The 21,498-nt window shown below is 58.7% G+C and carries 19 protein-coding genes and 1 pseudogene; 5 read left to right on the top strand and 15 right to left on the bottom strand.

Annotation, left to right across the window (positions count from 1 at the left end; genetic code table 11):
- Positions 1–86: 86 nt before the first annotated feature.
- The 9 genes from AC3WP4_RS23040 to AC3WP4_RS23000 form a co-directional block, all read right to left on the bottom strand.
- The gene (locus AC3WP4_RS23040) at positions 87–416 is read right to left on the bottom strand and encodes a GlpM family protein (protein ID WP_173860489.1); all 330 of its coding nucleotides are present in this window, start codon (positions 414–416) and stop codon (positions 87–89) included.
- An 8-nt stretch (positions 417–424) separates the two neighbouring features.
- Positions 425–1,753, bottom strand: a complete 1,329-nt coding sequence (gene aauR, locus AC3WP4_RS23035) for a two-component response regulator AauR (protein WP_074874018.1) — start codon at positions 1,751–1,753, stop codon at positions 425–427.
- On the bottom strand, positions 1,750–3,651 hold the full coding sequence (gene aauS, locus AC3WP4_RS23030; RefSeq protein ID WP_074874019.1) for a two-component sensor histidine kinase AauS: 1,902 nt from the start codon (positions 3,649–3,651) through the stop codon (positions 1,750–1,752). The genes aauR and aauS overlap by 4 nt, the downstream gene beginning before the upstream one ends.
- A 216-nt stretch (positions 3,652–3,867) precedes the next feature.
- Positions 3,868–4,602, bottom strand: a complete 735-nt coding sequence (locus tag AC3WP4_RS23025) for an amino acid ABC transporter ATP-binding protein (RefSeq protein WP_074874020.1) — start codon at positions 4,600–4,602, stop codon at positions 3,868–3,870.
- Positions 4,599–5,270: an amino acid ABC transporter permease gene (locus AC3WP4_RS23020; protein ID WP_033053683.1), complete on the bottom strand. Its 672-nt coding sequence runs from the start codon at positions 5,268–5,270 to the stop codon at positions 4,599–4,601. Before AC3WP4_RS23020 ends, AC3WP4_RS23025 begins: the two co-directional genes overlap by 4 nt.
- On the bottom strand, positions 5,270–6,016 hold the full coding sequence (locus tag AC3WP4_RS23015) for an amino acid ABC transporter permease (protein ID WP_074874021.1): 747 nt from the start codon (positions 6,014–6,016) through the stop codon (positions 5,270–5,272). Before AC3WP4_RS23015 ends, AC3WP4_RS23020 begins: the two co-directional genes overlap by 1 nt.
- 190 nt (positions 6,017–6,206) lie before the next feature.
- Positions 6,207–7,121: a glutamate/aspartate ABC transporter substrate-binding protein gene (locus tag AC3WP4_RS23010; protein WP_074874022.1), complete on the bottom strand. Its 915-nt coding sequence runs from the start codon at positions 7,119–7,121 to the stop codon at positions 6,207–6,209.
- 327 nt (positions 7,122–7,448) lie between these two features.
- Entirely contained in the window at positions 7,449–7,859 is a 411-nt protein-coding gene (locus AC3WP4_RS23005) for a DUF4440 domain-containing protein (protein ID WP_074874023.1), read from the bottom strand.
- Positions 7,840–9,207 (bottom strand): MFS transporter, encoded by a 1,368-nt coding sequence (locus AC3WP4_RS23000; RefSeq protein WP_102615650.1) that lies wholly within the window; start codon positions 9,205–9,207, stop codon positions 7,840–7,842. Before AC3WP4_RS23000 ends, AC3WP4_RS23005 begins: the two co-directional genes overlap by 20 nt.
- Positions 9,208–9,312: 105 nt before the next feature.
- Here AC3WP4_RS23000 and AC3WP4_RS22995 point away from each other — a divergent pair, with 105 nt between their 5' ends.
- A complete protein-coding gene (locus AC3WP4_RS22995) occupies positions 9,313–10,200 on the top strand; it encodes a LysR family transcriptional regulator (RefSeq protein ID WP_102615649.1) in 888 nt (295 codons plus the stop codon).
- A gap of 65 nt (positions 10,201–10,265) precedes the next feature.
- Here the strand turns inward: AC3WP4_RS22995 and glpD are convergent, their stop codons facing one another.
- The 4 genes from glpD to AC3WP4_RS22975 all read right to left on the bottom strand — a co-directional run bounded on the left by glpD (position 10,266) and on the right by AC3WP4_RS22975 (position 15,401).
- A complete protein-coding gene (gene glpD / locus AC3WP4_RS22990; RefSeq protein WP_074874026.1) occupies positions 10,266–11,804 on the bottom strand; it encodes a glycerol-3-phosphate dehydrogenase in 1,539 nt (512 codons plus the stop codon).
- 312 nt (positions 11,805–12,116) lie between these two features.
- Entirely contained in the window at positions 12,117–12,872 is a 756-nt protein-coding gene (locus AC3WP4_RS22985; protein WP_102615648.1) for a DeoR/GlpR family transcriptional regulator, read from the bottom strand.
- 96 nt (positions 12,873–12,968) lie between these two features.
- Complete coding sequence (gene glpK, locus AC3WP4_RS22980; protein ID WP_074874027.1) at positions 12,969–14,474, bottom strand: glycerol kinase GlpK; 1,506 nt, start codon at positions 14,472–14,474, stop codon at positions 12,969–12,971.
- 75 nt (positions 14,475–14,549) lie between these two features.
- A complete protein-coding gene (locus tag AC3WP4_RS22975) occupies positions 14,550–15,401 on the bottom strand; it encodes an MIP/aquaporin family protein (protein ID WP_074874028.1) in 852 nt (283 codons plus the stop codon).
- Between the two features lie 370 nt (positions 15,402–15,771).
- On the opposite strand from AC3WP4_RS22975, the gene ybaK reads away from it, so the two are divergent.
- Entirely contained in the window at positions 15,772–16,242 is a 471-nt protein-coding gene (gene ybaK / locus AC3WP4_RS22970; RefSeq protein WP_007971306.1) for a Cys-tRNA(Pro) deacylase, read from the top strand.
- A 55-nt stretch (positions 16,243–16,297) separates the two neighbouring features.
- Positions 16,298–16,480: pseudogene (locus AC3WP4_RS22965) on the top strand (isomerase); the annotation flags it as partial.
- A gap of 22 nt (positions 16,481–16,502) precedes the next feature.
- On the opposite strand, the gene AC3WP4_RS22960 reads toward AC3WP4_RS22965, so the two are convergent.
- Both AC3WP4_RS22960 and argF read right to left on the bottom strand, forming a co-directional pair.
- Positions 16,503–17,612: an ABC transporter ATP-binding protein gene (locus AC3WP4_RS22960; RefSeq protein ID WP_102615647.1), complete on the bottom strand. Its 1,110-nt coding sequence runs from the start codon at positions 17,610–17,612 to the stop codon at positions 16,503–16,505.
- Positions 17,609–18,529, bottom strand: coding sequence for an ornithine carbamoyltransferase (gene argF / locus AC3WP4_RS22955; RefSeq protein WP_074874030.1), 921 nt, complete (start codon positions 18,527–18,529; stop codon positions 17,609–17,611). The genes AC3WP4_RS22960 and argF overlap by 4 nt, the downstream gene beginning before the upstream one ends.
- Before the next feature lie 417 nt (positions 18,530–18,946).
- On the opposite strand from argF, the gene plzR reads away from it, so the two are divergent.
- Together plzR and AC3WP4_RS22945 are read left to right on the top strand one after the other, a co-directional pair.
- Positions 18,947–19,237, top strand: coding sequence for a PlzR type 4 pili assembly inhibitor (plzR, locus tag AC3WP4_RS22950; protein WP_074874031.1), 291 nt, complete (start codon positions 18,947–18,949; stop codon positions 19,235–19,237).
- 134 nt (positions 19,238–19,371) lie between these two features.
- Positions 19,372–21,477, top strand: coding sequence for a molybdopterin oxidoreductase family protein (locus AC3WP4_RS22945; RefSeq protein WP_102615646.1), 2,106 nt, complete (start codon positions 19,372–19,374; stop codon positions 21,475–21,477).
- The last annotated feature ends 21 nt before the right edge of the window (positions 21,478–21,498 follow it).

Here is a 21,498-nt window from a genome sequence, read left to right as displayed (position 1 = left end):
TGCTGAAAGGGCAAAGCGAATATCAACCAAAAGCCAGTTGAGGGCTTTCCCTCAACCATAGAATCTCCCACAGGGGGGAAAGAACGTCAGGCTTGGAGGCGAACCCAGACAGTGACCAACACCGTAGCCGCCATCAACCAAGCCACCGCCGCCACCGCGAGCGAGGCCTCCAGCCGCATCCGGTCGACCATCACGTACAACGTCGCCAGGTAGATGAAGTAAGGAATGATCGACCACATCCCAAACACGATGGTGGTCTTCAAATCCTCCAGCGAACGACCCTTGCCGACGATGTAATGCGCAATCAGCGCAAAGGTCGGAAACAGCGGCACCAATCCGGCGATGTAATAGTTTTTGGTCTTGGCCAGTGCCGCGAGGATCACCACCACGGCCGCGCCCAGGGTTGCCTTGAGGATCAGGTCCATCAGTGGCTCAGTCCGTACTTCTTCACTTTATCGAACAGCGTGGTCTTGGCCATCCCCAGTTCCAGGCTGGCCTGGGTCAGGTTGCCGCCACTGCGCTGCAAAGCGTCGCTCAGCAGGTTGCGTTCAAACGCTTCTACCGCTTCGGCGAAGGCCAGGCCCTGATTGCTGCCGCTGGTGCCGGATTTCTTGAAGGCCGGCAGGCCGAGGGCAAAGCGCTCGGCGACGTTGCGCAGTTCGCGCACGTTGCCCGGCCAGTCGTGGCTCATCAGGTTCGACAGGGTCTGGTTGTCCAGGTCCGGCACGGCACGGTCGAAGCGCAGGGACGACTGCTGCAGAAAGTGTTCGAACAATTGCAGGATGTCTTCGCGGCGTTCGCGCAGCGGTGGCAATTCGAGGGTCACCACGTTCAAGCGGTAATACAGGTCGCTGCGAAACTCGCCAGCCTTACTCGACTCGTCCAGATCGGACTTGGTCGCCGCGATCACCCGGCAATCCACCGCCACGCTCTGGTTCGAGCCGAGGCGTTCCAGGGTGCGTTCCTGCAACACCCGCAGCAGTTTGATTTGCAGTGGTAGCGGCATGCTTTCCACTTCGTCGAGGAACAGCGTGCCGCCGTCGGCGTGTTCGATCTTGCCGATCCGCCGCTTGCCGGCGCCGGTGAAGGCGTTGGCCTCATGGCCGAAGATTTCGCTTTCGAACAGGTTTTCCGGCAGGCCACCGCAGTTCAGCGCGACGAACTGCTTGGTGTGCCGCCGACTGAAGTCGTGCAGGCAACGCGCAACCAATTCTTTGCCTGTGCCGGTCTCGCCTTCGATCAGCACGTTGGCTGACGTATCGGCGACGTTGGCGATCAGTTCCCGCAGGTTCTGCATGGCGGGGGAGCGGCCGATGATCCGGCCTTCCAGGGAATCTCGTTCCGCCAGTTGCCGACGCAACGAAGAGACTTCCCGCGCCAGGCTGCGTTGCTCCAGCGCACGGCGCGCCACGTCGACCAGACGTTCGGGGGAGAAAGGTTTCTCCATGAAGTCATAGGCGCCTTTCTGCATCGCACCGACAGCCATGGAAATGTCGCCATGACCGGTAATCAGTACCACCGGCAGGCTGCGGTCGCGGGCCTTGAGGCGGGTCAGCAACTCCAGACCGTCGATGCCCGGCAGGCGGATGTCGCTGATGACAATACCGGCGAAGTTGTCGCCGACCCGCTCCAGCGCTTCTTCGGCGCTGCCGACGCCCACGCAGGGAATGTCTTCCAGGGTCAGCGCCTGTTGGCAGCCGAGCAGCACATGGGGGTCGTCTTCGACGATCAGCACACTAAGGTCGTTGTTCATATTGGCTCGGCGTGAGTGGGGCTTACCAACGGTAAACTGAGGACGAAAGTGGTACCACCGCTGGCCGGGTGCTCGACACCCAAGTGCCCGCCGGTGGCGGCGGCCAGGCTGGCGGAAAGGGTCAGGCCCAGGCCCAGGCCCTGTTCGCCGGGTTTGGTGGTGAAGAACGGTTCGAACAAATGCTTGCGCGCTTCGGCGTCGATGCCGTGGCCGTTGTCGCGTACACGAAGGCGATATTTGCCATCGAACTCTTCGCCTTCGAGCCACAGTTCGGGCAGCGGTTGTGCCTGCATGGCGTCAATGGCATTGCCGATCAGGTTGACCAGAATCTGCTCCAGGCGGGTCTGGTCGATCTGCACCTGCAGATCGGCGAAGTCTCGGTGCAGTTGCAGATGCGCGTTTTCCACGCGAGCGCCGAGCAACTGCAAGGCTGCATCCACCGCTTTGCCGAGACTGGCCTGACCTTTGTCGTCGCCGCGGCGAGCGAACGAACGCAGGCTGGCGGTGATCCGGCCCATGCGGTCGATCAGTTCATTGATGGTCTTGAGGTTGGTGCTGGCCACATCCAGCTGACCGCGCTCCAGAAAGCGCACGGTATTGCCGGACAAGGTCCGCAAGGCGGCCAGCGGCTGGTTCAATTCGTGGGCGATGCTGGTGGACATCTGGCCGATGGCCGCCAGTTTGCCGGCCTGGACCAGTTCATCCTGGGCGCGGCGCAACGTCTCTTCCGCTTGCCGGCGTTCACGGATCTGGCCCTTGAGCCGTTCGTTGCTGGCGCGCAGGTCGGTGGTGCGTTCGGTAATCCGACGCTCCAGTTGATTGTTGGCTTCCTGCAAGGCTTCCCGGGCGGCGAGACGCGTGGCAATGACCTTGCGCCGCTCGTTCCAGGCGATCAGCAGGAACGCCACGAGGGCAAACGCCACCGCCACCAGAATCCCCTGATTGATCGCTTCGCGGCGCAAATCCTGCAGCGGTGTCAGCAGGGTAAAGTTCCATGGCGTGTCGCTCAGCGGACGGGTTTGCGAAAGGTAGCTGATGTCCTCTTCGTCTGATTTCACTTCGCTGTTGGCGGGGAAGGTCAGTTTTTCCTCGCCTTCGGCCAGTTGTTCACGGGCCAGTGGTTGCAGCTCGTTCAGCGGAAACCAGTAGTACTGCAGGCTACGGGCCAGTTTTTCCTTGGTTTCCTCGCTCAATGGCACAACCGATTTAAGCCGCCGCGCCGGATCGCTGGAGAGAATGATGATGCCGTTCTCGTCGCTGACGAAGGCTTCCAGTCGCGCACGCTGCCAGCGTTCCTCCATGGCTTCGAGGCGGACCTTGACCACGGCGACGCCGATGATCTTGCCGTGCTCTTCCAGGCCATGAGCCAGGTAATAGCCGGGTTCGCCACTGGTGCTGCCAATGCCATAGAAGCGCCCCGGCTGACCGCGCACGGCATTCTGGAAATAGGCGCGAAAGGACAGGTCTTCGCCCAGGTAACTGTCGACATCGCGCCAGTTGCTGGTGGCCATGACACGACCGGTGGTGTCCATCACATAGATAGCCCGACTGCGGCTGCGCCGGTTCAGGCCTTCGAGGTATTCATTGACCGTCTGTCGATGTTCCGGCGACGGGTCGGCCAACAGCTTCGAAACACTGGACTCGAGTTCCAGCAGGCTGGGCAGGTAGGTGTACTTGCTGATCTCGCTCTCGACGGCGCGGGCGTGCAGTTCCAGCTGACGCTGGCCGTTCTCGCTGAGGCTGCGAATCCCGTAGTGCTCACTGACCCAGAAGCCGAGGTAACCCAACCCGATCATCAGGGCGATGACCAGCGGCGGCAGGAACAAGTGGCGAATCAGACGGGGTTTCACGGCAAGTGATGGCGGCGCGGCGCGATAGAGATTTGGGTCGCATTTCATCACAGATGCCTTGGGTCAACCAGTGTGGCTATGGGCTTGCGTCCTGGTTTGGTCGAGCGCAGAACCTGTGGCGAGGGAGCTTGCTCCCGATCGGCTGCGAAGCAGTCGCAAACCCAGCCAACACGGTATGTCAGACACAACGTGCTGGTCGATGTTGTGGGTCGCTACGCAACCCAGCGGGAGCAAGCTCCCTCGCCACAGAGTTCGGTGTGGTGCTTAGTGCTGCAGAATCTTGGCGAGGAAATGCTGCGTACGCTCGGCGCGGGCATTGATGTCGCCGAAGAACTCCTCTTTCTTGCAGTCTTCGATGATTTTGCCCTGGTCCATGAAGATCACCCGGTCCGCCACTTTACGGGCGAAGCCCATTTCGTGGGTCACGCACATCATGGTCATGCCTTCGTGGGCCAGTTGCACCATTACATCGAGTACTTCGTTGACCATTTCCGGGTCCAGCGCCGACGTCGGTTCGTCGAACAGCATGACGATCGGGTCCATCGCCAGCGCACGGGCAATCGCCACACGCTGTTGCTGGCCACCGGAAAGCTGGCCCGGGTGTTTGTGCGCGTGGGCAGACAACCCGACGCGCTCAAGCAGTTGCAGGCCTTTCTTGGTGGCTTCTTCCTTGCTGCGGCCCAACACCTTGATCTGCGCGATGGTCAGGTTTTCGGTGATGGTCAGGTGCGGGAACAGTTCGAAATGCTGGAACACCATGCCAACGCGCGAACGCAGTTTCGGCAGGTCGGTCTTCGGGTCGGCGATGGATGTGCCATCGACCACCACGTCGCCTTTCTGGAACGGTTCCAGGGCATTGACGCATTTGATCAGGGTGGATTTGCCGGAACCGGACGGCCCGCACACCACAATCACTTCGCCTTTTTTGACCTCGGTGCTGCAGTCAGTCAGTACCTGGAAGTCGCCATACCACTTGTTGACATTCTTGATAGAGATCATACGGCAAACCTTTTTTGCAGACGCTTGACCAGCAGCGAGGCGGCAAAGCTGATTGTGAAGTACGTGAGACCTGCAAAGATCAGGAACTCGTTGGAGCGACCGATGATGTCGCCACTGGCACGCGAGGCATTGAGGAAGTCCACCAGGCCAACCGCGTAGACCAGGGAGGTGTCCTGGAACAGGATGATGCTCTGTTGCAGCAACAGCGGGGTCATCTTGCGGAACGCTTGCGGCAGGATGATCAGCCGCATCATCTGGCCATACGTCATGCCCAGGGCTTGGGCTGCACCCATCTGACCCTTGGAAATCGACTGGACACCGGCCCGGACGATTTCACAGAAGTACGCCGCTTCGAACATCATGAATGCCACGATGCAGGAGGCGAAGGCGCCGATCGGGGTGTCTTCGCCGGTGATCCAGCGCAGTACGAACGGCACCGCCAGGTAGAACCAGGTGATCACCAGCAGCAGTGGAATCGAACGGAAATAGTTAACGTAGGCGCCGGCAATGTTCGACAGCAGCTTGCTGTGCGACAGGCGCATCAGCGCCAGGATCGTGCCGAGGATGATCCCGCCGACGACGCCCAGCGCCATCAGTTGCAGGGTCATGACCATGCCGTTCCACAAACCCGGCAGGGACGGGATGATGCCCGAGAAATCGAATTCCATCATTTACCCCCTACGGAGATCAGGCCCGGTACGGCGACTTTCTTCTCGACCATGCGCATCAGCAGCATCAGGCCCATGTTCAGGGTGAAGTAGATCAGCGTTGCCAGGGTGAAGGCTTCGAACAGGTTGGCGGAGAACTCGGCGGTCTGTTTAGTCTGCGCGAGCAATTCCATCAGGCCGATCAGCGACGCCACGGAAGAGTTCTTGAACACGTTCAGGAATTCGGAGGTGAGCGGCGGAATGATGATCCGGTAAGCCTGGGGCAGCAGCACGTTCCAGTAGATTTGCGGCAGTTTGAAACCCATGGCGCGAGCGGCGGATTCCTGGCCGCGCGGCAGCGCCTGGATACCGGTGCGCACTTGTTCGCAAACACGAGCGGCGGTGAACAAGCCCAGGCAGACGACGACGCTGAGGTAAGCCGAGGTGGTCGGGTTCAGGTCCTGCTTGTACCAGTCTTGCAGGTTCTGAGGCAGCAGATCGGGTACCAGGAAGTACCAGATGAACAGCTGAACCAACAGCGGCACGTTACGGAAGAGTTCGACGTAGCAGGTCGCGATGCCCGATACGATGCGGTTAGGCACGGTGCGCATGACGCCCAGAATCGAGCCCAGCAGCAGGGCGATGATCCAGGCCACGACGGCGATGGCAATGGTCCAGCCCAAACCGGCGACGTACCAGTCGAGATACGTCTCGCTGCCCACGCCGGTGGACTTGAAGAACACGCCCCAGTCCCAGTTGTAATTCATTAGGGTCTCCCCTCAGATCGATCGATGTACAAGTGCCCGCTTGGGGAAGCTCCGTTCCCGCCCGATTGAAAACCGGGCACACACGAGCGGCTCGACAGCCACCGGTTCGAGTGTTTCCAAAAATGCCAGCAGGGAGTGACTATCCCCCGAAAGGGCAGAGGCCCTCTCAGGAGATAAGGTTAGTCAGAAATCAGGATTTCTTTTCGTCAGCCGCTTTGTCGGTCGGATTGGCGATCAGGGCCTTGAGCTCGTCGCTCATCGGGAACATCAGGTTCAGGTTTTTTGGCGGGATTGGCTGCATGAACCATTTTTCGTAGATCTTGTTGATCTCGCCGGACTTGTAGGTCGCGATGATTGCGTCATCCACGGCTTTCTTGAACGGTGCGTCGCCCTTGCGGACCATGCAACCGTAGATTTCGTAGGACTGTGCAGTACCGGTCACGGACCAGTCGGTTGGCTTCTTGGCCTTGGCCATTTCACCGGCCAGCAAGGCGTCATCCATCATGAAAGCCACGGCACGGCCGCTTTCCAGCATGTTGAACGACTCGCCGTGGTCTTTGGCGGAGATGACGTTCATGCCCATTTGCTTGTCGGCGTTCATCGACTTGAGGATGCGCTCGGACGTGGTGCCAGCGGTGGTCACGACGTTCTTGCCTTTCAGGTCCGGGAAGTCTTTGTAAGGCGAGTCTTTCTTGGCCAGCAGCTTGGTGCCGATTTCGAAGATGCCGACCGAGAAGTCAACTTGCTGCTGACGTTCGACGTTGTTGGTGGTGGAACCGCACTCGACGTCCACGGTGCCGTTCTGCACCAGCGGGATACGGGTTTGCGAAGTCACCAGGTTGTATTTGACCTGGAGGTTGGGCATGTCCAGGTCTTTTTTGATGGCTTCCACGATTTTCAGCTGGATATCGTGGGAGTAGCCAACCGGTTTGCCGGAAGCGTCCGCGATGTAGGAAAACGGAATGGAAGCGTCACGATGCCCGAGGGTGATAACGCCGGACTCTTTGATCTTCTTCAGGGTGCCGGTGAGTTCGGCGGCGAAAACTGGAGTGCTGATCAGAGCGGCAGCAATGGCTGCGCCCAGGAGATGGGGAACGATGCGCATCAAATTTTCCTCGACATTGTTTTTATATGGAGCCAGTTCATCGGCCCTTTTTTGTGCTTCGAATGCTTGCCGGCTCCTGAAGGGGTGGCGCAGCGGTCATTCGTCCAAGAGTGTAGAGCATGACTCGTGCCAGGCCAGGTCTAATAGATCAACCTATTGATTTATAAGGGGATTAAATATTTGTGGCGAGGGTTTTGATGGTGGGGGAATCCGGTTAACCGAATCGACCGACGGGTCGCGTTCGGAAAACCGAATGGTGTTTGGGGCTGCTAACGTTCTTTCGGCCAGATCATAGAAGAGCCAGTGATCGTACCGCTCATATGACAATCAGCTTTCCTGGCTTAACGGTGTTTCATGCAGGTAGATCCATTGGGCGTTGTGGTGATGCATGCCAATGATCGCCACCGAAACCCGTGAGCTTTCGTGCTGGCCGAGGCGATGGGTTTCCTTGTAGCGGATCGCCACACTGTTGCCTTCCTGCCAGACCGTCTGCAGGTCGCTGATGACGATCTCCAGGCCTGGCTTGGCGCCGACTGCACCTTTGAACATCTGTTCGACCGTCGCCCGGCTGACAATGGCGGCCGAGGTGGTGACCAGGGTGAAGTGCTCGGCGAATGCCGACATCAGCGGTTCAAGCGCGGCCTGCCCCTTGCCGTTTGCGTCGGTGAACAGGGTATGGATCAGCTCGTGCACGTGATGAATGCTGTGGTGCGCCTGTTCAACTATTTTGTTGTGCATGACAGTCCTTTTGAGTGTTCAACTGACTCAGTCGAAAGAGTGGAAACAGGCCCACCAGCGCGGCGATAGCAAAGGTCACGTGGTAGGCCTGGGTGGTATCGAAATGCTTCAGGAGCAGGTTGAAAATCATCAGGAAGAGGGCGGCGCCGATGCTGAACGACATCTGTCGGTTGATGTTCCAGATGACACTGGCCTTGTGGGTATCATTACCCTCGAAGTCCATCAGCGACGTGGTTTGTGCTGTGTTGGCACCGATGCCGCCGCCGATCCCCATCAAGCTGTAGGCGATGACAATCGCCAGAAAATCCTTGGGGGCGTTCACCAGTAACAGGGTGGCAATGCCGGCACTGTGCAAGAACATGCCAAGGGCAAACAGCCGCTTCGCGCCCATCCGGTTGTAGACCCGACCACAGATCAACATCGCGATGAACGCGCCGATGGCGTACAGGATCATGAACATTCCTGTCAGTCGGGCGCTGAAGTGCAGGGTGTTTTGCAGGAAAAAGATGCTCATCAAGTTGACCCCCGTGAACACACCGGGAATCGCGTAATAGATAAAGATGGAGGTGCTGAGTTTTTTGCTTTTGAGCAGGCTCAGTTCAATGATCGGGTTTTTGCAGGTGCGGTAGTGCAGCCCGTACAGCACGACGAAAGCAACGCCGGCCATGACGAAGAGCGCGGCTACCCATGCCGGAGCGTCGCCGCCGTATAACGACATACCCATCAGCAGGCTGCCGAGCGCCGCACTGACCAGTAGCAAGCCCTTGATGTCGGGCCTGGGCAAGCTCGTCGGGCGTGCTTCGTTGATCCAGAACCAGGACAGCAATGCCGCGATCAGCGAAAACGGGATGTTGCTGTAGAACACCCAGCGCCAGGAACTGCTGTCGACGATGACACCGCCGATGGTCGGTGAAATCGCGGGCGCTATCAGGGCAACGGCCATGACCAATGTGGATATTTTCGCCCGCTGCTCGCCCTTGAACAGGTTGAACGTCAGCGCCTGGCCGACTGGAATCAACAAGCCGCCGCCTATTCCCTGGACGAAGCGCCAGATCACCAGCTCATGGAAGCTGTTGGCCAGACCACACATCCACACCGAGGCGGTGAACACGATCATCGAGGCAGTGAGGATTTCCCGGCTGCCAAAACGACCGGCCAGCCAGGTGCTGACCGGGATGATCAGTGTCAGCCCCAGAATATAAGCGTTAGCCACCCAGGCAACATCTGAAGTACTAACGTGCAGCGCCGCCGATATACTCGGTAATGCGACCGCTGACATAAAGATGTTAATGCAGTCTATAAAAAAGCCGATCAGAAATATCAGTGCAACTTTGTAGCGATAGGTCATGTTGTTTCCCCTTTGCCACAAAGCATAGGGGCGGTGGACTTGAACTGTCGATACGACTATCCTTGAAACAATGTTTGACGGGATTTAACAGTGAGCCTTATTACTATGCACACTCATCTTAATCGGGTCCAGACATTCCTGGCCGTGGTCGATTTTGGTTCTTACACCAAGGCGGCCAATTACCTGAGCATCAGCAAGGCCATGGCCAGCCTGCATGTCAAGGCCCTGGAGGACGTGCTGTCAGCGACGTTGTTGATTCGCAATACTCGAAATATATCCCTCACCGAAATCGGCCAGGACTTTTATGAAGAGTTCAAAGGTATTGTCGCGGACATCGATAACGCCTTCGATAATGTATTAAAAGGGCATGATCGGGTGTCCGGAAAGTTGCGCTTCAGTTCCACCAGTGAATACGGCGAGGCCTATATTCTTCCGTTGATACCGAAATTCATAGAACGCTATCCGGAAATCAAACTCTGTTATAACTTCAACTCGTCACTCAATGATCTGGTGGCGGAAAAGTTAGACCTGGTTATCCGTTTAGGCAACTTGGCGGACTCGGCTTTCAAGAGCCGTAAACTGGCGGATTATGAAATTGTGCTGGTGGCGACCGAGACGTTTCTTGCTCGTCACCCGGTGCGCAATCCTCAGGACCTGAATTCGGTGCCGTGGATCGCCAACAGCAACCTGCAGGCACCGACCCAGTGGTCGTTGCGCCATCCGCAATTGGGGGCTGTCGAGATCAATGGGATCAATCAGTTTGAATCCAATTCTTCCACGGCTATCCGCTCCATGACGTTGTCATCGCTAGGCGTCTCGGTGCTGCCCGCCTGGGTGGTCAAGGACGACATCGCCAGTGAGCGGCTGATTCGGTTGTTGCCCGACTATTCGCTGCCCTCTCAGTCAGTCAACGTGGTGTTCCCCAACAGCCCGCATTTGCCCCACAAATCGAGGGCGTTCATTGATTTCCTGTTGCTGCATCTAGCGCAGTAAGCACACGTACAAAAAAAGCCCCTGAATCGTGAGATTCAGGGGCTTTCGTTTAAGCGGATCAGGGATCAGGCCGCTTCGATCTTGCTGCGGTTCTGCTCGACCTTGCTCATATAATCCGCCAGTTTCTGCTGTTCCTCCGGCGTGGTGAACAAGCCCAGCTTGCTGCGGCGCCACAGGATGTCGTGCGCGGTGGTCGCCCATTCTTCGCTGCACAGGTAATCGACTTCACGGGTGTAGAGCCCGCCGCCGATGTGTTCGCCCATATCGCCGAGGTTTTGCACGCCTTCGAGCATGCGCCAGGTGCGGCTGCCGTAGGTGGTGGCCCAGCGGCGGGCGATTTCGGTCGGCACCCAGTCGAACTTGTCACGGATCAAGGCGCACAAGGCTTGCGGGGTGGTCATGTCTTCGCCGCCCGGCAAGGTAGCGCTGGCGGTCCAGCTCGGCTTGATGTCCTTGAAGTACGGGGCCAGTTGCGCCAGCGCCGACTCGGCCAGTTTGCGGTAGGTGGTCAGCTTGCCGCCGAACACCGACAACAGCGGCGCTTCTTCGCCGGTACCCGACAGTGCCAGGGTGTAGTCGCGGGTGACGGCCGACGGGTTATCGGATTCGTCGTTACACAGCGGGCGAACGCCGGAATAGCTGTGCAGGATGTCGTCGCGGCTGATGCGTTTCTTGAAATGAGAGTTGACCACTTTCAACAGGTAATCGGTTTCGCCTTCGGTGATCGCCACTGCAGCCGGATCGCCGGTGTATTCGCGGTCGGTGGTGCCGATGAGGGTGAAGTGGTTCAGGTACGGAATGGTGAACACGATGCGCTGGTCTTCGTTTTGCAGAATGTGCGCGTGTTCGCCTTCGTACAGTTTCGGCACGATCAGGTGGCTGCCCTGAATCAGGCGGATGCCGTACGGCGATTCCATCTTCAGGTCGTCACGAATGAACTTGGCGACCCAAGGGCCGGCGGCGTTTACCAGTGCCTTGGCGCGGATCGAGAACAGACTGCCATCGGCGCGTTCCAGATGCAGGTGCCACATGCCCTTGGTGCGACGGGCGCTGACGCAGCGAGTCTGGGTGTGAACGTGGGCGCCTTTTTCGCGGGCGGCCATGGCGTTCAGCACCACCAGACGAGCATCGTCGACCCAGCAATCGGAGTATTCGAAGCCTTTGGTGATTTCGCTTTTCAGCGGGCTGTCCGGGCCGAACTTCAGGCTTTTCGAACCTTCGAGTTTTTCCCGTTTGCCGAGGTGGTCATAAAGGAACAGACCGGCGCGGATCATCCAGGCCGGACGCAGGTGCGGACGGTGCGGCAGCACGAAGCGCATCTGCTTGACGATGTGCGGGGCCTTGGCCAGCAGCACTTCGCGTTCGGCCAGGGCTTCGCGCACCAGGCGGAATTCGTAATGTTCGAGGTAACGCAGGCCACCGTGGATCAGCTTGCTGCTGGCTGAGGAGGTGTGGCTGGCCAGGTCGTCCTTTTCGCATAGAAACACCGAAAGACCGCGACCGGCGGCATCCGCTGCGATCCCCACGCCATTGATCCCGCCACCGATGACGGCGATATCGTAGATCTCAGCGAGAGGGGGCGTAGGCAAGGTAGAAGTGGGCATCGGCTAGCCTCGGGCTTTTATGATTTTCGGTATTGGAATTCGAACATAAATGTTCATTTGCGAAAATGGTAGCCCATAAAGTCGCCCACAGCCAGTTAACTTCGATTGAAAATACTGATCGAAGGGCCGTGAAAGGAAAATTTTCGAACATTTAGAGGTGGGTTTTTTGGCGAGGGGGCTTGCCCCCGTTCGACTGCGCAGCAGTCGCAGAGCGGGTTGCGGTGTTTAACTGAGGGTTTGGCTGTGAATGGTTTTGGGGCCGCTTCGCGGCCCAACGGGGGCAAGCCCCCTCGCCACAAGGGACCGATGTGCTTACACGACTTCTAGCCGAATCTTGTGCTGACTCAACAACTGCGCCAACGCCGGCACAGGTTGCTGATCGGTCACCAGGCAATCGATCAAGCTGATCGGCCCCAGGCGAATCATGGCGTTGCGCCCGAATTTGCTGGAGTCAGCCGCCAGTATCACCTTCCGGGCATTGGCGATGATCGCCTGGGACACCCGAACTTCCTGATAGTCGAAGTCCAGCAGGCTGCCGTCTTCATCGATACCGCTGATGCCGACCAGGGCGAAATCAACCTTGAACTGGTTAATGAAGTCGACACTGGCCTGACCGACCACGCCACCGTCGCGCCGCACGTTGCCTCCGGTCAGCAGGATATCGAAGTCGTCCTTGGCGCTGAGCATTGATGCCACATGCAGGTTGTTGGTGATGATTTTCAGGTGATTGTGATTGAGCAACGCCCGGGCGATGGATTCGGTGGTGGTGCCGATGTTGATGAACAGCGAGGCGTGATCCGGGATTTGAGCCGCAATGGCTTCGCCGATACGCTGCTTTTCATCGCGCATCTGATCGGCACGCATGGCGTAGGCGGTGTTTTCGACGCTGGAATCGTAGGCTGCGCCGCCGTGGTAGCGACGCAATAAATTAGCTTCCGCGAGCTGATTGATATCACGGCGGATGGTTTGCGGTGTAACGACGAACAGCGTAGCCATTTCCTCGATGCTGACGTACCCGCGTTCGCGGACCAGTTCGAGGATTTGCTGCTGACGGGGAGGCAGATTCATGGGGCTTCCTTTGGGCTGCCGTGCAAAAATTTGCCCATGATGCCGCAGGAATCTGCTCCCTGCCAGTTACATACAGATACGAGTACTCACCTCGGCTTATTCAGCGCCTTCATGCGGTTCCCAGTCGCGGGTGCGGCTGACGGCTTTTTTCCAGCCGGCGTAGAGTTTTTCCTTCGCGGTTTCCTCCAGGGTCGGTTCGAATTCGCGCTCGATCACCGCCTTGCCGCGCAACTCGTCCAGGCTGCCCCAGAAGCCACACGCCAGACCGGCCAGGTAAGCTGCACCGAGTGCGGTGGTTTCGCGCATTTGCGGACGCTCGACCTGAGTACCGAGGATGTCGGCCTGGAACTGCATCAGGAAGTTGTTCGCGACAGCGCCGCCGTCGACGCGCAGGGATTTCAAGCGTTCGCCGGAGTCCTGTTGCATGGCGTCGAGAACGTCGCGGGTCTGGTAGGCAATCGACTCCAAGGCTGCCCGAATGATGTGATCCACGCGTACGCCGCGAGTCAGGCCGAACAATGCGCCGCGGGCATACGGATCCCAGTACGGAGCGCCCAGACCGGTGAAGGCGGGCACCAGGTACACGCCGTTGCTGTCCTTGACCTTGTTGGCGAAGTATTCGGTGTCGTGGGCGTCGTTGATGATTTTCAGTTCATCACGCAGCCATTGAACAGTGGAACCACCGTTGAACACGGCACCTTCCAGCGCGTAAGCCACTTCGCCGCGCGGGCCGCAAGCGATGGTGGTCAACATGCCGTGCTTGGATTTCACTGCTTTTTCGCCGGTGTTCATCAGCAGGAAGCAGCCGGTGCCGTAGGTGTTTTTCGCCTGGCCTGGCTCGACGCACATCTGACCGAACAGGGCTGCTTGCTGGTCACCCGCGATGCCACCGATGGCGATGCCGCTTTTGGTATGGCCATAGATTTCGGACGAGGATTTAACTTCCGGCAGCATCTCGCGCGGAATATCCAGCACTTCCAGCATCTTCGCGTCCCACTCAAGCGTGTGGATGTTGAAGAGCATGGTGCGCGAGGCGTTGGTGTAGTCGGTGACGTGCACCTTGCCGCCGGTAAATTTCCAGATCAGCCAGCTGTCGATGGTGCCGAACAACAGTTCGCCTTTGCGCGCGCGTTCGCGGCTGCCTTCGACGTTGTCGAGGATCCACTTGAGCTTGGTACCGGAGAAGTACGGGTCGGTGACCAGGCCGGTGGTTTCGCTGATGTATTGCTCGTGACCGTCGCGCTTGAGCTGCTGGCAGATCTCGGTGCTGCGGCGGCACTGCCAGACGATCGCGTTGTAGATCGGCCGCCCGGTGGTCTTGTCCCAGACCACGGTGGTTTCGCGCTGGTTGGTGATGCCGATGGCGGCAACCTGGTCGTGATGCAGACCGGCTTGTGCCAGGGCCTCGACCATCACCGCGCTTTGGGTGGCGAAGATTTCCATCGGGTCGTGTTCAACCCAGCCGGCTTGCGGGTAATGCTGTGCGAATTCGCGCTGGGCGGTGCAGACCACATTCGCGTCGCGGTCGAAAATGATCGCGCGGGAGCTGGTCGTACCCTGATCGAGGGCAATGATGTAGTTCTTATTCTGAATGTCGGTCATGTCGATTGCCTTGGACGAAAAAAGGGAGTGAGGTCCGGCGCGTGATCTGATGGGCAGGATCACACGCCAACGGTATCAAGAAGTTCTTGGTTTGCCGTCAATGGCCGGTGCTGCGTCCTTTGTAGCAGGCAGGGCGCTGGGCAGATGGCGGGCAATCAACCCGCGATATGCTGCAGCACCGAGGCAGGCACCGACAATCGGTGCAAAAATCGGAATCAGGAAATACGGGATATCGCGCCCGCCGGTGAAGGAAATTTCACCCCAGCCAGCGAAGAAAGTCATCAGTTTAGGACCGAAGTCGCGCGCCGGGTTCATCGCAAAACCGGTCAGCGGCCCCATCGAACTGCCAATTACGGCAATCAGCAGGCCGATCAGCAGCGGAGCGAGCGGACCCTTTGGCAAGCCATTGTTGTCGTCGGTCAGGGACATGATCACGCCCATCAGGATGGCAGTGATGATCACTTCGACGAGGAAGGCTTGAGCCGTGGACAAGACCGGGTTGGGGAAGGTGGAAAACACCGACGCCAATTCGAGGCTGGCCTGAGTACCACGAACCATATGGTGTGTTTGTTCGTAATCGAAGAATAAATTGCTGTACAGCGTGTAAACCAACAACGCTCCACAGAAGGCGCCTGCGATCTGGGCGAGGATATAAAAAGGCAGTTTGCGCTTTTCGAAGTCAGCGAAAATGCTCAGGGCAATGCTGACGGCAGGATTGAGATGAGCCCCGGAAACGCCGGCGGTCAGGTAGATCGCCATACTCACGCCGACCCCCCAGATGATGCTGATTTCCCAAAGGCCAAAGCTGGCACCCGCGACCTTGAGCGCGGCAACACAACCTGTACCAAAAAATATCAGCAGCGCAGTGCCCAGGAACTCGGCCATGCATTGGCTTGAGAGCGACGGTTGTTGTAAAGCAGTTGTCATTGAAAACCTCATTTTTGTTGTTGTCTGGCGCTTTTGCATCATGGTCAAAGCGCGATTTTCACCGAGGCAGGATCCCCATCCTGTTCTCGGCCTACTGCTGGGTGCTGCGATAGGAACATTCGTACAGTATTCAGATTCGAAAAAATATAGACAAGAAACGCTGCTGTCAAAGGTCGAAAGTGAACCATCAGTCACAATCGAACTATTAGTCACATGAATGACCGCATCGTTCACGCGGCTGGCCGAAGGTGGACGAACGGCATGCGACACGGCCGAGCCTTTGAAATAGCGCCGCAATAGAGCGTTTTGTCGATCAATGGCCTAGAATCCAGCGCAGTATTTTTCTACTGCCGCCCAGTCTGGAGCTGTCATGACCCCCGCATTGGATTTGTTGAAAAAAGTTCGTGCCGAACATCGCGTGCACAGTTACGAACATGATCCGAAGGCCGCGTCCTACGGCCTGGAGGCCGCGGAGAAGCTAGGGCTGGATCCGGCGCAGGTGTTCAAGACCTTGCTGGCGGCCAGCGAGAAAGGTGAATTGTTGGTGGCTGTGGTGCCGGTCGTCGGAAGTCTGGACTTAAAGGGCCTTGCGCATGCGGCCGGGGTGAAAAAAGTCGAAATGGCCGATCCCGCAGCTGCGCAACGATCCACCGGTTACCTGTTGGGCGGCATCAGTCCGTTGGGACAGAAAAAGCGCTTGCGCACCTTTATCGATAATTCGGCGCAGCCCTTCGCCAGCATTTTTGTCAGCGCGGGGCGACGTGGCCTGGAAGTCGAATTGGCGCCCGCGGTGCTGGCCGAACATACCCAGGCAAAGTTCGCTGATATCGGTCGCGCCTGACGCGAGCTTCGTCGCAAGTGGGCGGGATGTCGAACGCGCGCCAGGTGTGGAATGGGTGACCGGTTCAACCCATTGCAGCCTGATCCCGTGCTGGTCGAAACGTTTAGGCAAGTCGAGCCTGACGGCTTGTCAGTGCTCGGCTCAAGGCGGGGAGTTGTTCTGCCGACTGGAAGGGGATCGGGTGAAAATCGGCGGGAATGCGACGCTCGTTGCGAGCGGAACGCTGATCCTGGGTTGATGCTCCTACAGAGGCGGGGGTGTCAGTGGGCGCCGCTGTAGCGCCGAACGCCGGATTCGACGACCGGAATCTGCGCCGCGATGCTGCCGGTGGCCTGGAACAGCACCAGATGTTCAGCTGCGACACGAATGCCAACCTCTGAACCCACCTGATGATCGGCATGGCTCGGGAAAATCGATTCCAGTTGCGCGCCGGTCGGCAATTGCAAGCGATACAAAGTGGACGCACCCTGGAAAGACTTGCCGACAATCAGCGCCTTCAGCGTGCTGTCCGGTGCATAAACGATGTCGTCCGGACGCAGCAAGACATCCACCGCACCGCCCACCGGCCAGGTGTAGGCACGATTACCGCGTAACTCACCCAGTTCGGTCTGCACCGACTCGGGGCTGCTCAACTGACCGCGAATGAAATAGCCCTGACCGATGAAGCTGGCGACAAACGGCGTCAGCGGTTCGTGATACAGGTTGTAGGGCGTATCCCACTGCTCCAGGCGACCTTCCTTGAAAACCCCCACATGATCACTCACCGCGAAGGCTTCTTCCTGGTCATGCGTTACCAGAATTGCGCTGGTGCCACGGGCCTTGAGAATATCGCGCACCTCATGGCTGAGCTTGCGTCGCAGCTCGCCATCAAGGTTGGAAAAGGGTTCGTCGAGCAGCAGCAATTGTGGTTCCGGTGCCAGGGCGCGGGCCAGTGCGACGCGCTGTTGTTGACCACCGGACAACTCATGCGGGAAGCGCTTGCCGAGGTTTTTCAGGTTGACCAGTTCCAGCAACTCTTCGGTGACGCGATCCTTTTGCGGGTGCTTGCGGATCCCGAAGGCAATGTTCTCGGCGACGCTTAAATGCGGAAACAGTGCGTAATCCTGGAACACCATGCCGATCCGGCGCTTCTCCGGGGCGAGGGTGAAACCGGCGCGGGAGATTGTCTCGCCCGCCAGCTGGATTTCACCTTCGTGCACCGGTTCGAAACCGGCAATCGCCCGCAGCGTGGTGGTTTTGCCGCAACCCGAAGAGCCCAGCAGGCAACCGATGTCGCCGGCATTCAAATGCAGGTTGAGGTTTTGTACGACGCGCTGGTCTTGATAACCGCAGGCGAGGTTACGCAGGTTCAGCAGTAATGGATGGCTCATGCGTGGTGATACGCCGGTTCGACGAGAAACTCGAGCAAGGCCTTTTGTGCGTGAAGACGGTTTTCGGCTTGATCCCATGCGACGGAGCGCGGGTCATCGAGCAGGTCGACGCTGATCTCTTCGCCACGGTGGGCCGGCAGGCAGTGCATGAACAGCACGTCCGGTGCGGCCAGGTCGAGCAGGGCGCGGTTGACCTGGAACGGCGCGAACAGCTTCAGGCGCTTGGCGGTTTCCTCTTCCTGGCCCATGGAGGTCCAGACGTCGGTGCTGACCAGGTGGGCGCCACGTACGGCATCCTTCGGATCGCGGACGATGGTGACACGATCGCCGGCTTTGGCCACGAACTCTGGGTTGGGTTCAAAGCCTTCCGGGCAAGCGATGCGCAACTGGAAGTCGAACTGGATCGCCGCTTCTATATAGCTGTTGCACATGTTGTTGCCGTCGCCGATCCAGGCCACGGTTTTGCCCTGGATCGAACCGCGGTGTTCGAGGAACGTCTGCATGTCGGCGAGCAACTGGCACGGGTGCAGATCATCGGACAGGCCGTTGATCACGGGCACGCGGGAGTTGGCGGCGAATTCGGTCAGGGTGCTGTGGGCAAAGGTACGGATCATCACGGCGTCGAGCATGCTCGACATGACGATCGCGCAGTCGCCGATCGGCTCGCCACGGCCCAGTTGGGTGTCGCGCGGCGACAGGAAGATCGCCTGGCCACCGAGCTGGATCATGCCGGCTTCGAACGAAATACGGGTGCGGGTCGAGGACTTCTCGAAAATCATCCCGAGCACGCGGTTTTTCAGAGGCTCGAACAGTACGCCGCGGTTACGCAGGTCTTTGAGCTCAACGCCTCGACGGATCACGCTGACCAGCTCTTCGGGCGTGCAATCCATCAGGGAGAGAAAGTGCCTTGCGCTCATCATTGACTACCTTTTTGCAACAGACCGCAGATACTCAAAGCCTTGTTTAACTGAAAAACGGGCGAGACCTGCGGCGTAAGCCGCACGGGGCGACGAAATAGGGGAAGGCGCGATCTTATAATTAAATGTCGCGTCTTACCAATAGGGCTACGGTTTTTAGGGGATTTCAGAGGGGCTACGGGATGACCGCAGTAGCGCTTTTGAAGCCTGTTTCCTGACAGCAGCCCGTCATTTGTACACTGGGGTCACGGGGCTTTGCAATCAAACGGGGCGGGGACGGCATAGCAACGGTCGGTTTCTGACCTGTCATTCGAGACATTTGCACTCAGGATTGAGGGATGTGTCTGGTCTGAAACATTTGCTAAAGCAAAGTGGCGGGTTATAACTAACGCACGAATGACGCAGGGAGCCTTCGGAATGGATTCGAAAGAACGACAGTTAATGGAATTACTCGGCCTCACGGCTCGCTCACTAACCCACCTCACCGCTTCCATGACCTCGATGTCCTTCGAGTTGATGCGCAGTGAAGACGAAGTCACCAAGGCCGCCGGCCGGCGGATGATCGACCGCATGGCAACCATCAGCACCGGGCTCGACGAGCACTGGCGGCTGATCGGCGAACTCACCGGTGTTCATCTCGCTCAAGAGCAGATCGAAACCATCCAGGAGATCCAGTTGCAGGCGCCGCCGAGGCTGCCGCCGAACTGATCCTCAACGGTCATCGGCTGGCCTGATGGCCGCCGATTCACAAGACGAACGTCGCTGGCGCAGCAGTGGATCAGGCGCCATAGTTTTGTTCCCGCGGCCGATATTGCCCGCCCAGAACAAGACAGAGACTGGCCATGACCAAGACTCTCCATCACCGTGCGTGCCACTTGTGCGAAGCCATCTGCGGCTTGACCATCGAAACCACCGAGGTTGAAGGCGCGGTACAGATCACGTCGATCAAGGGTGACGCTCAGGATACCTTCAGCCGCGGGCATATCTGCCCCAAGGCTGTCGCCTTGCAAGATATCCAGAACGATCCGGATCGTCTGCGTCAGCCGATGCTGCGGGTCGGCAGTGAATGGCAACCCATCGAGTGGGAAGACGCCTTCAACCTTGTAGCCGAACGTCTGGCGGCGATTCAGGAGCGTCACGGACAGAATTCCGTGGCGGTCTATCAAGGCAACCCCAGCGTGCACAACTATGGGCTGATGACCCACAGCAATTACTTTCTCGGCCTGTTGAAAACCCGCAACCGGTTTTCCGCGACCTCGGTCGACCAATTGCCCCATCACCTGACCAGCCATTTGATGTACGGCCACGGTTTGCTGTTGCCGATTCCGGACATCGATCACACCGATTTCATGCTGATCCTCGGCGGCAATCCGCTGGCCTCCAACGGCAGCATCATGACTGTGCCGGATGTCGAGAAGCGCTTGAAGGCGATTCAGGCCCGCGGGGGCAAAGTGGTGGTGGTCGATCCGCGCCGCAGCGAAACCGCGGCGATTGCCGACCAGCATCTGTTCGTGCGCCCCGGTGGCGATGCGGCATTGTTGTTCGGACTGCTCAATACCTTGTTCGCTGAAGGTCTGACCCGCGACAGTCATTTGCCGGTGGACGGTCTGGACGAGGTGCGGGAGGCGGTCGCGAATTTCACCGCTGAGGCCATGAGCCCGCTGTGCGCGGTACCCGCCGAACAGATCCGCCAACTGGCGCGGGACTTTGCGGCGGCGCCGACAGCGGTCTGTTACGGCCGCATGGGTGTCTCGACCCAGGCGTTCGGGACCTTGTGTCATTGGGTTGTGCAACTGATCAACCTGGTCACCGGTAATCTCGATCGTGTAGGAGGGGCGTTGTGCACCGAACCTGCGGTGGATCTGGTGGCGTCCACTTCCGGTGGGCATTTCAATCTGTGGCAGAGCCGGGTCTCCGGGCGTCCTGAGTATGGGGGAGAACTGCCGGTGTCGGCGCTGGCCGAAGAGATGCTTACCGAAGGGGAAGGGCAGGTCCGCGCGCTGATTACCGTGGCGGGTAATCCGGTGCTGTCGACGCCCAATGGCCGACAACTGGAACAGGCGCTGGACGGTTTGGAGTTCATGGTCAGCGTCGACCTGTACATCAATGAAACCACGCGTTATGCCGACCTGATCCTGCCGTCGACATCGGCCCTGGAAAACGATCATTACGACACGACATTCAATATGTTTGCGGTGCGTAACGTCACTCGGTTCAATCGCGCGATCCTGCCCAAACCTGAAGGTGCGTTGCATGACTGGGAGATCTTCGTTGGGCTGGCCAAGGCCTTTGCGGCAAAGACCGGCAAGGACCTGAAACCGACGATCCCGCCAGCGCAGATGATCGATCGTGGCTTGCGGATGGGGTTGTATGGCGATGCTTCGCAGCAGAAATTGTCGCTGGCGACCTTGTTCGATCACCCGCATGGCGTCGATCTCGGTGCGCTGAAACCCAACCTGGCGCCTCGCCTGAAAACCGAAAACCAGCGCGTCCAGGCTGCGCCGCCAGCGATCCTTGCCGACCTGGCGCGCTTTGCGGCCTTGCAAGCGCCTGCGGCCGATGAGTTGCTGATGATTGGCCGCCGTCATGTGCGCAGCAACAACTCGTGGATGCATAACTATCACCGCCTGGTGAAGGGTAAGCCGCGCCATCAATTGCTGATGCACCCGGATGACCTGGCCAGCCGTGGGCTGAGCGACGGGCAGCGCGTGCGGGTCAGTTCGCGGGTCGGTGAGATCGAAGTTGAAGTGCTTGGCAGTCTGGATATGATGAAAGGCGTGGTCAGCCTTCCGCACGGTTGGGGCCATGCGCGGCCAGGCGTGCAGATGACCATTGCCAGTGGTCAGCCGGGCTCCAGCGCCAATGACCTGACCGACGAATGCCTGCTCGATGAGTTGTCGGGCAATGCGGCGTTGAACGGTGTGCCAGTGACCGTGGCGGCGGCTTGATCAAGTCTGTCGGGGAGACCG

The sequence above is a fragment of the Pseudomonas sp. FW305-20 genome, assembly GCF_058788075.1.
This window is presented reverse-complemented; position numbering and strand designations above follow the sequence as displayed.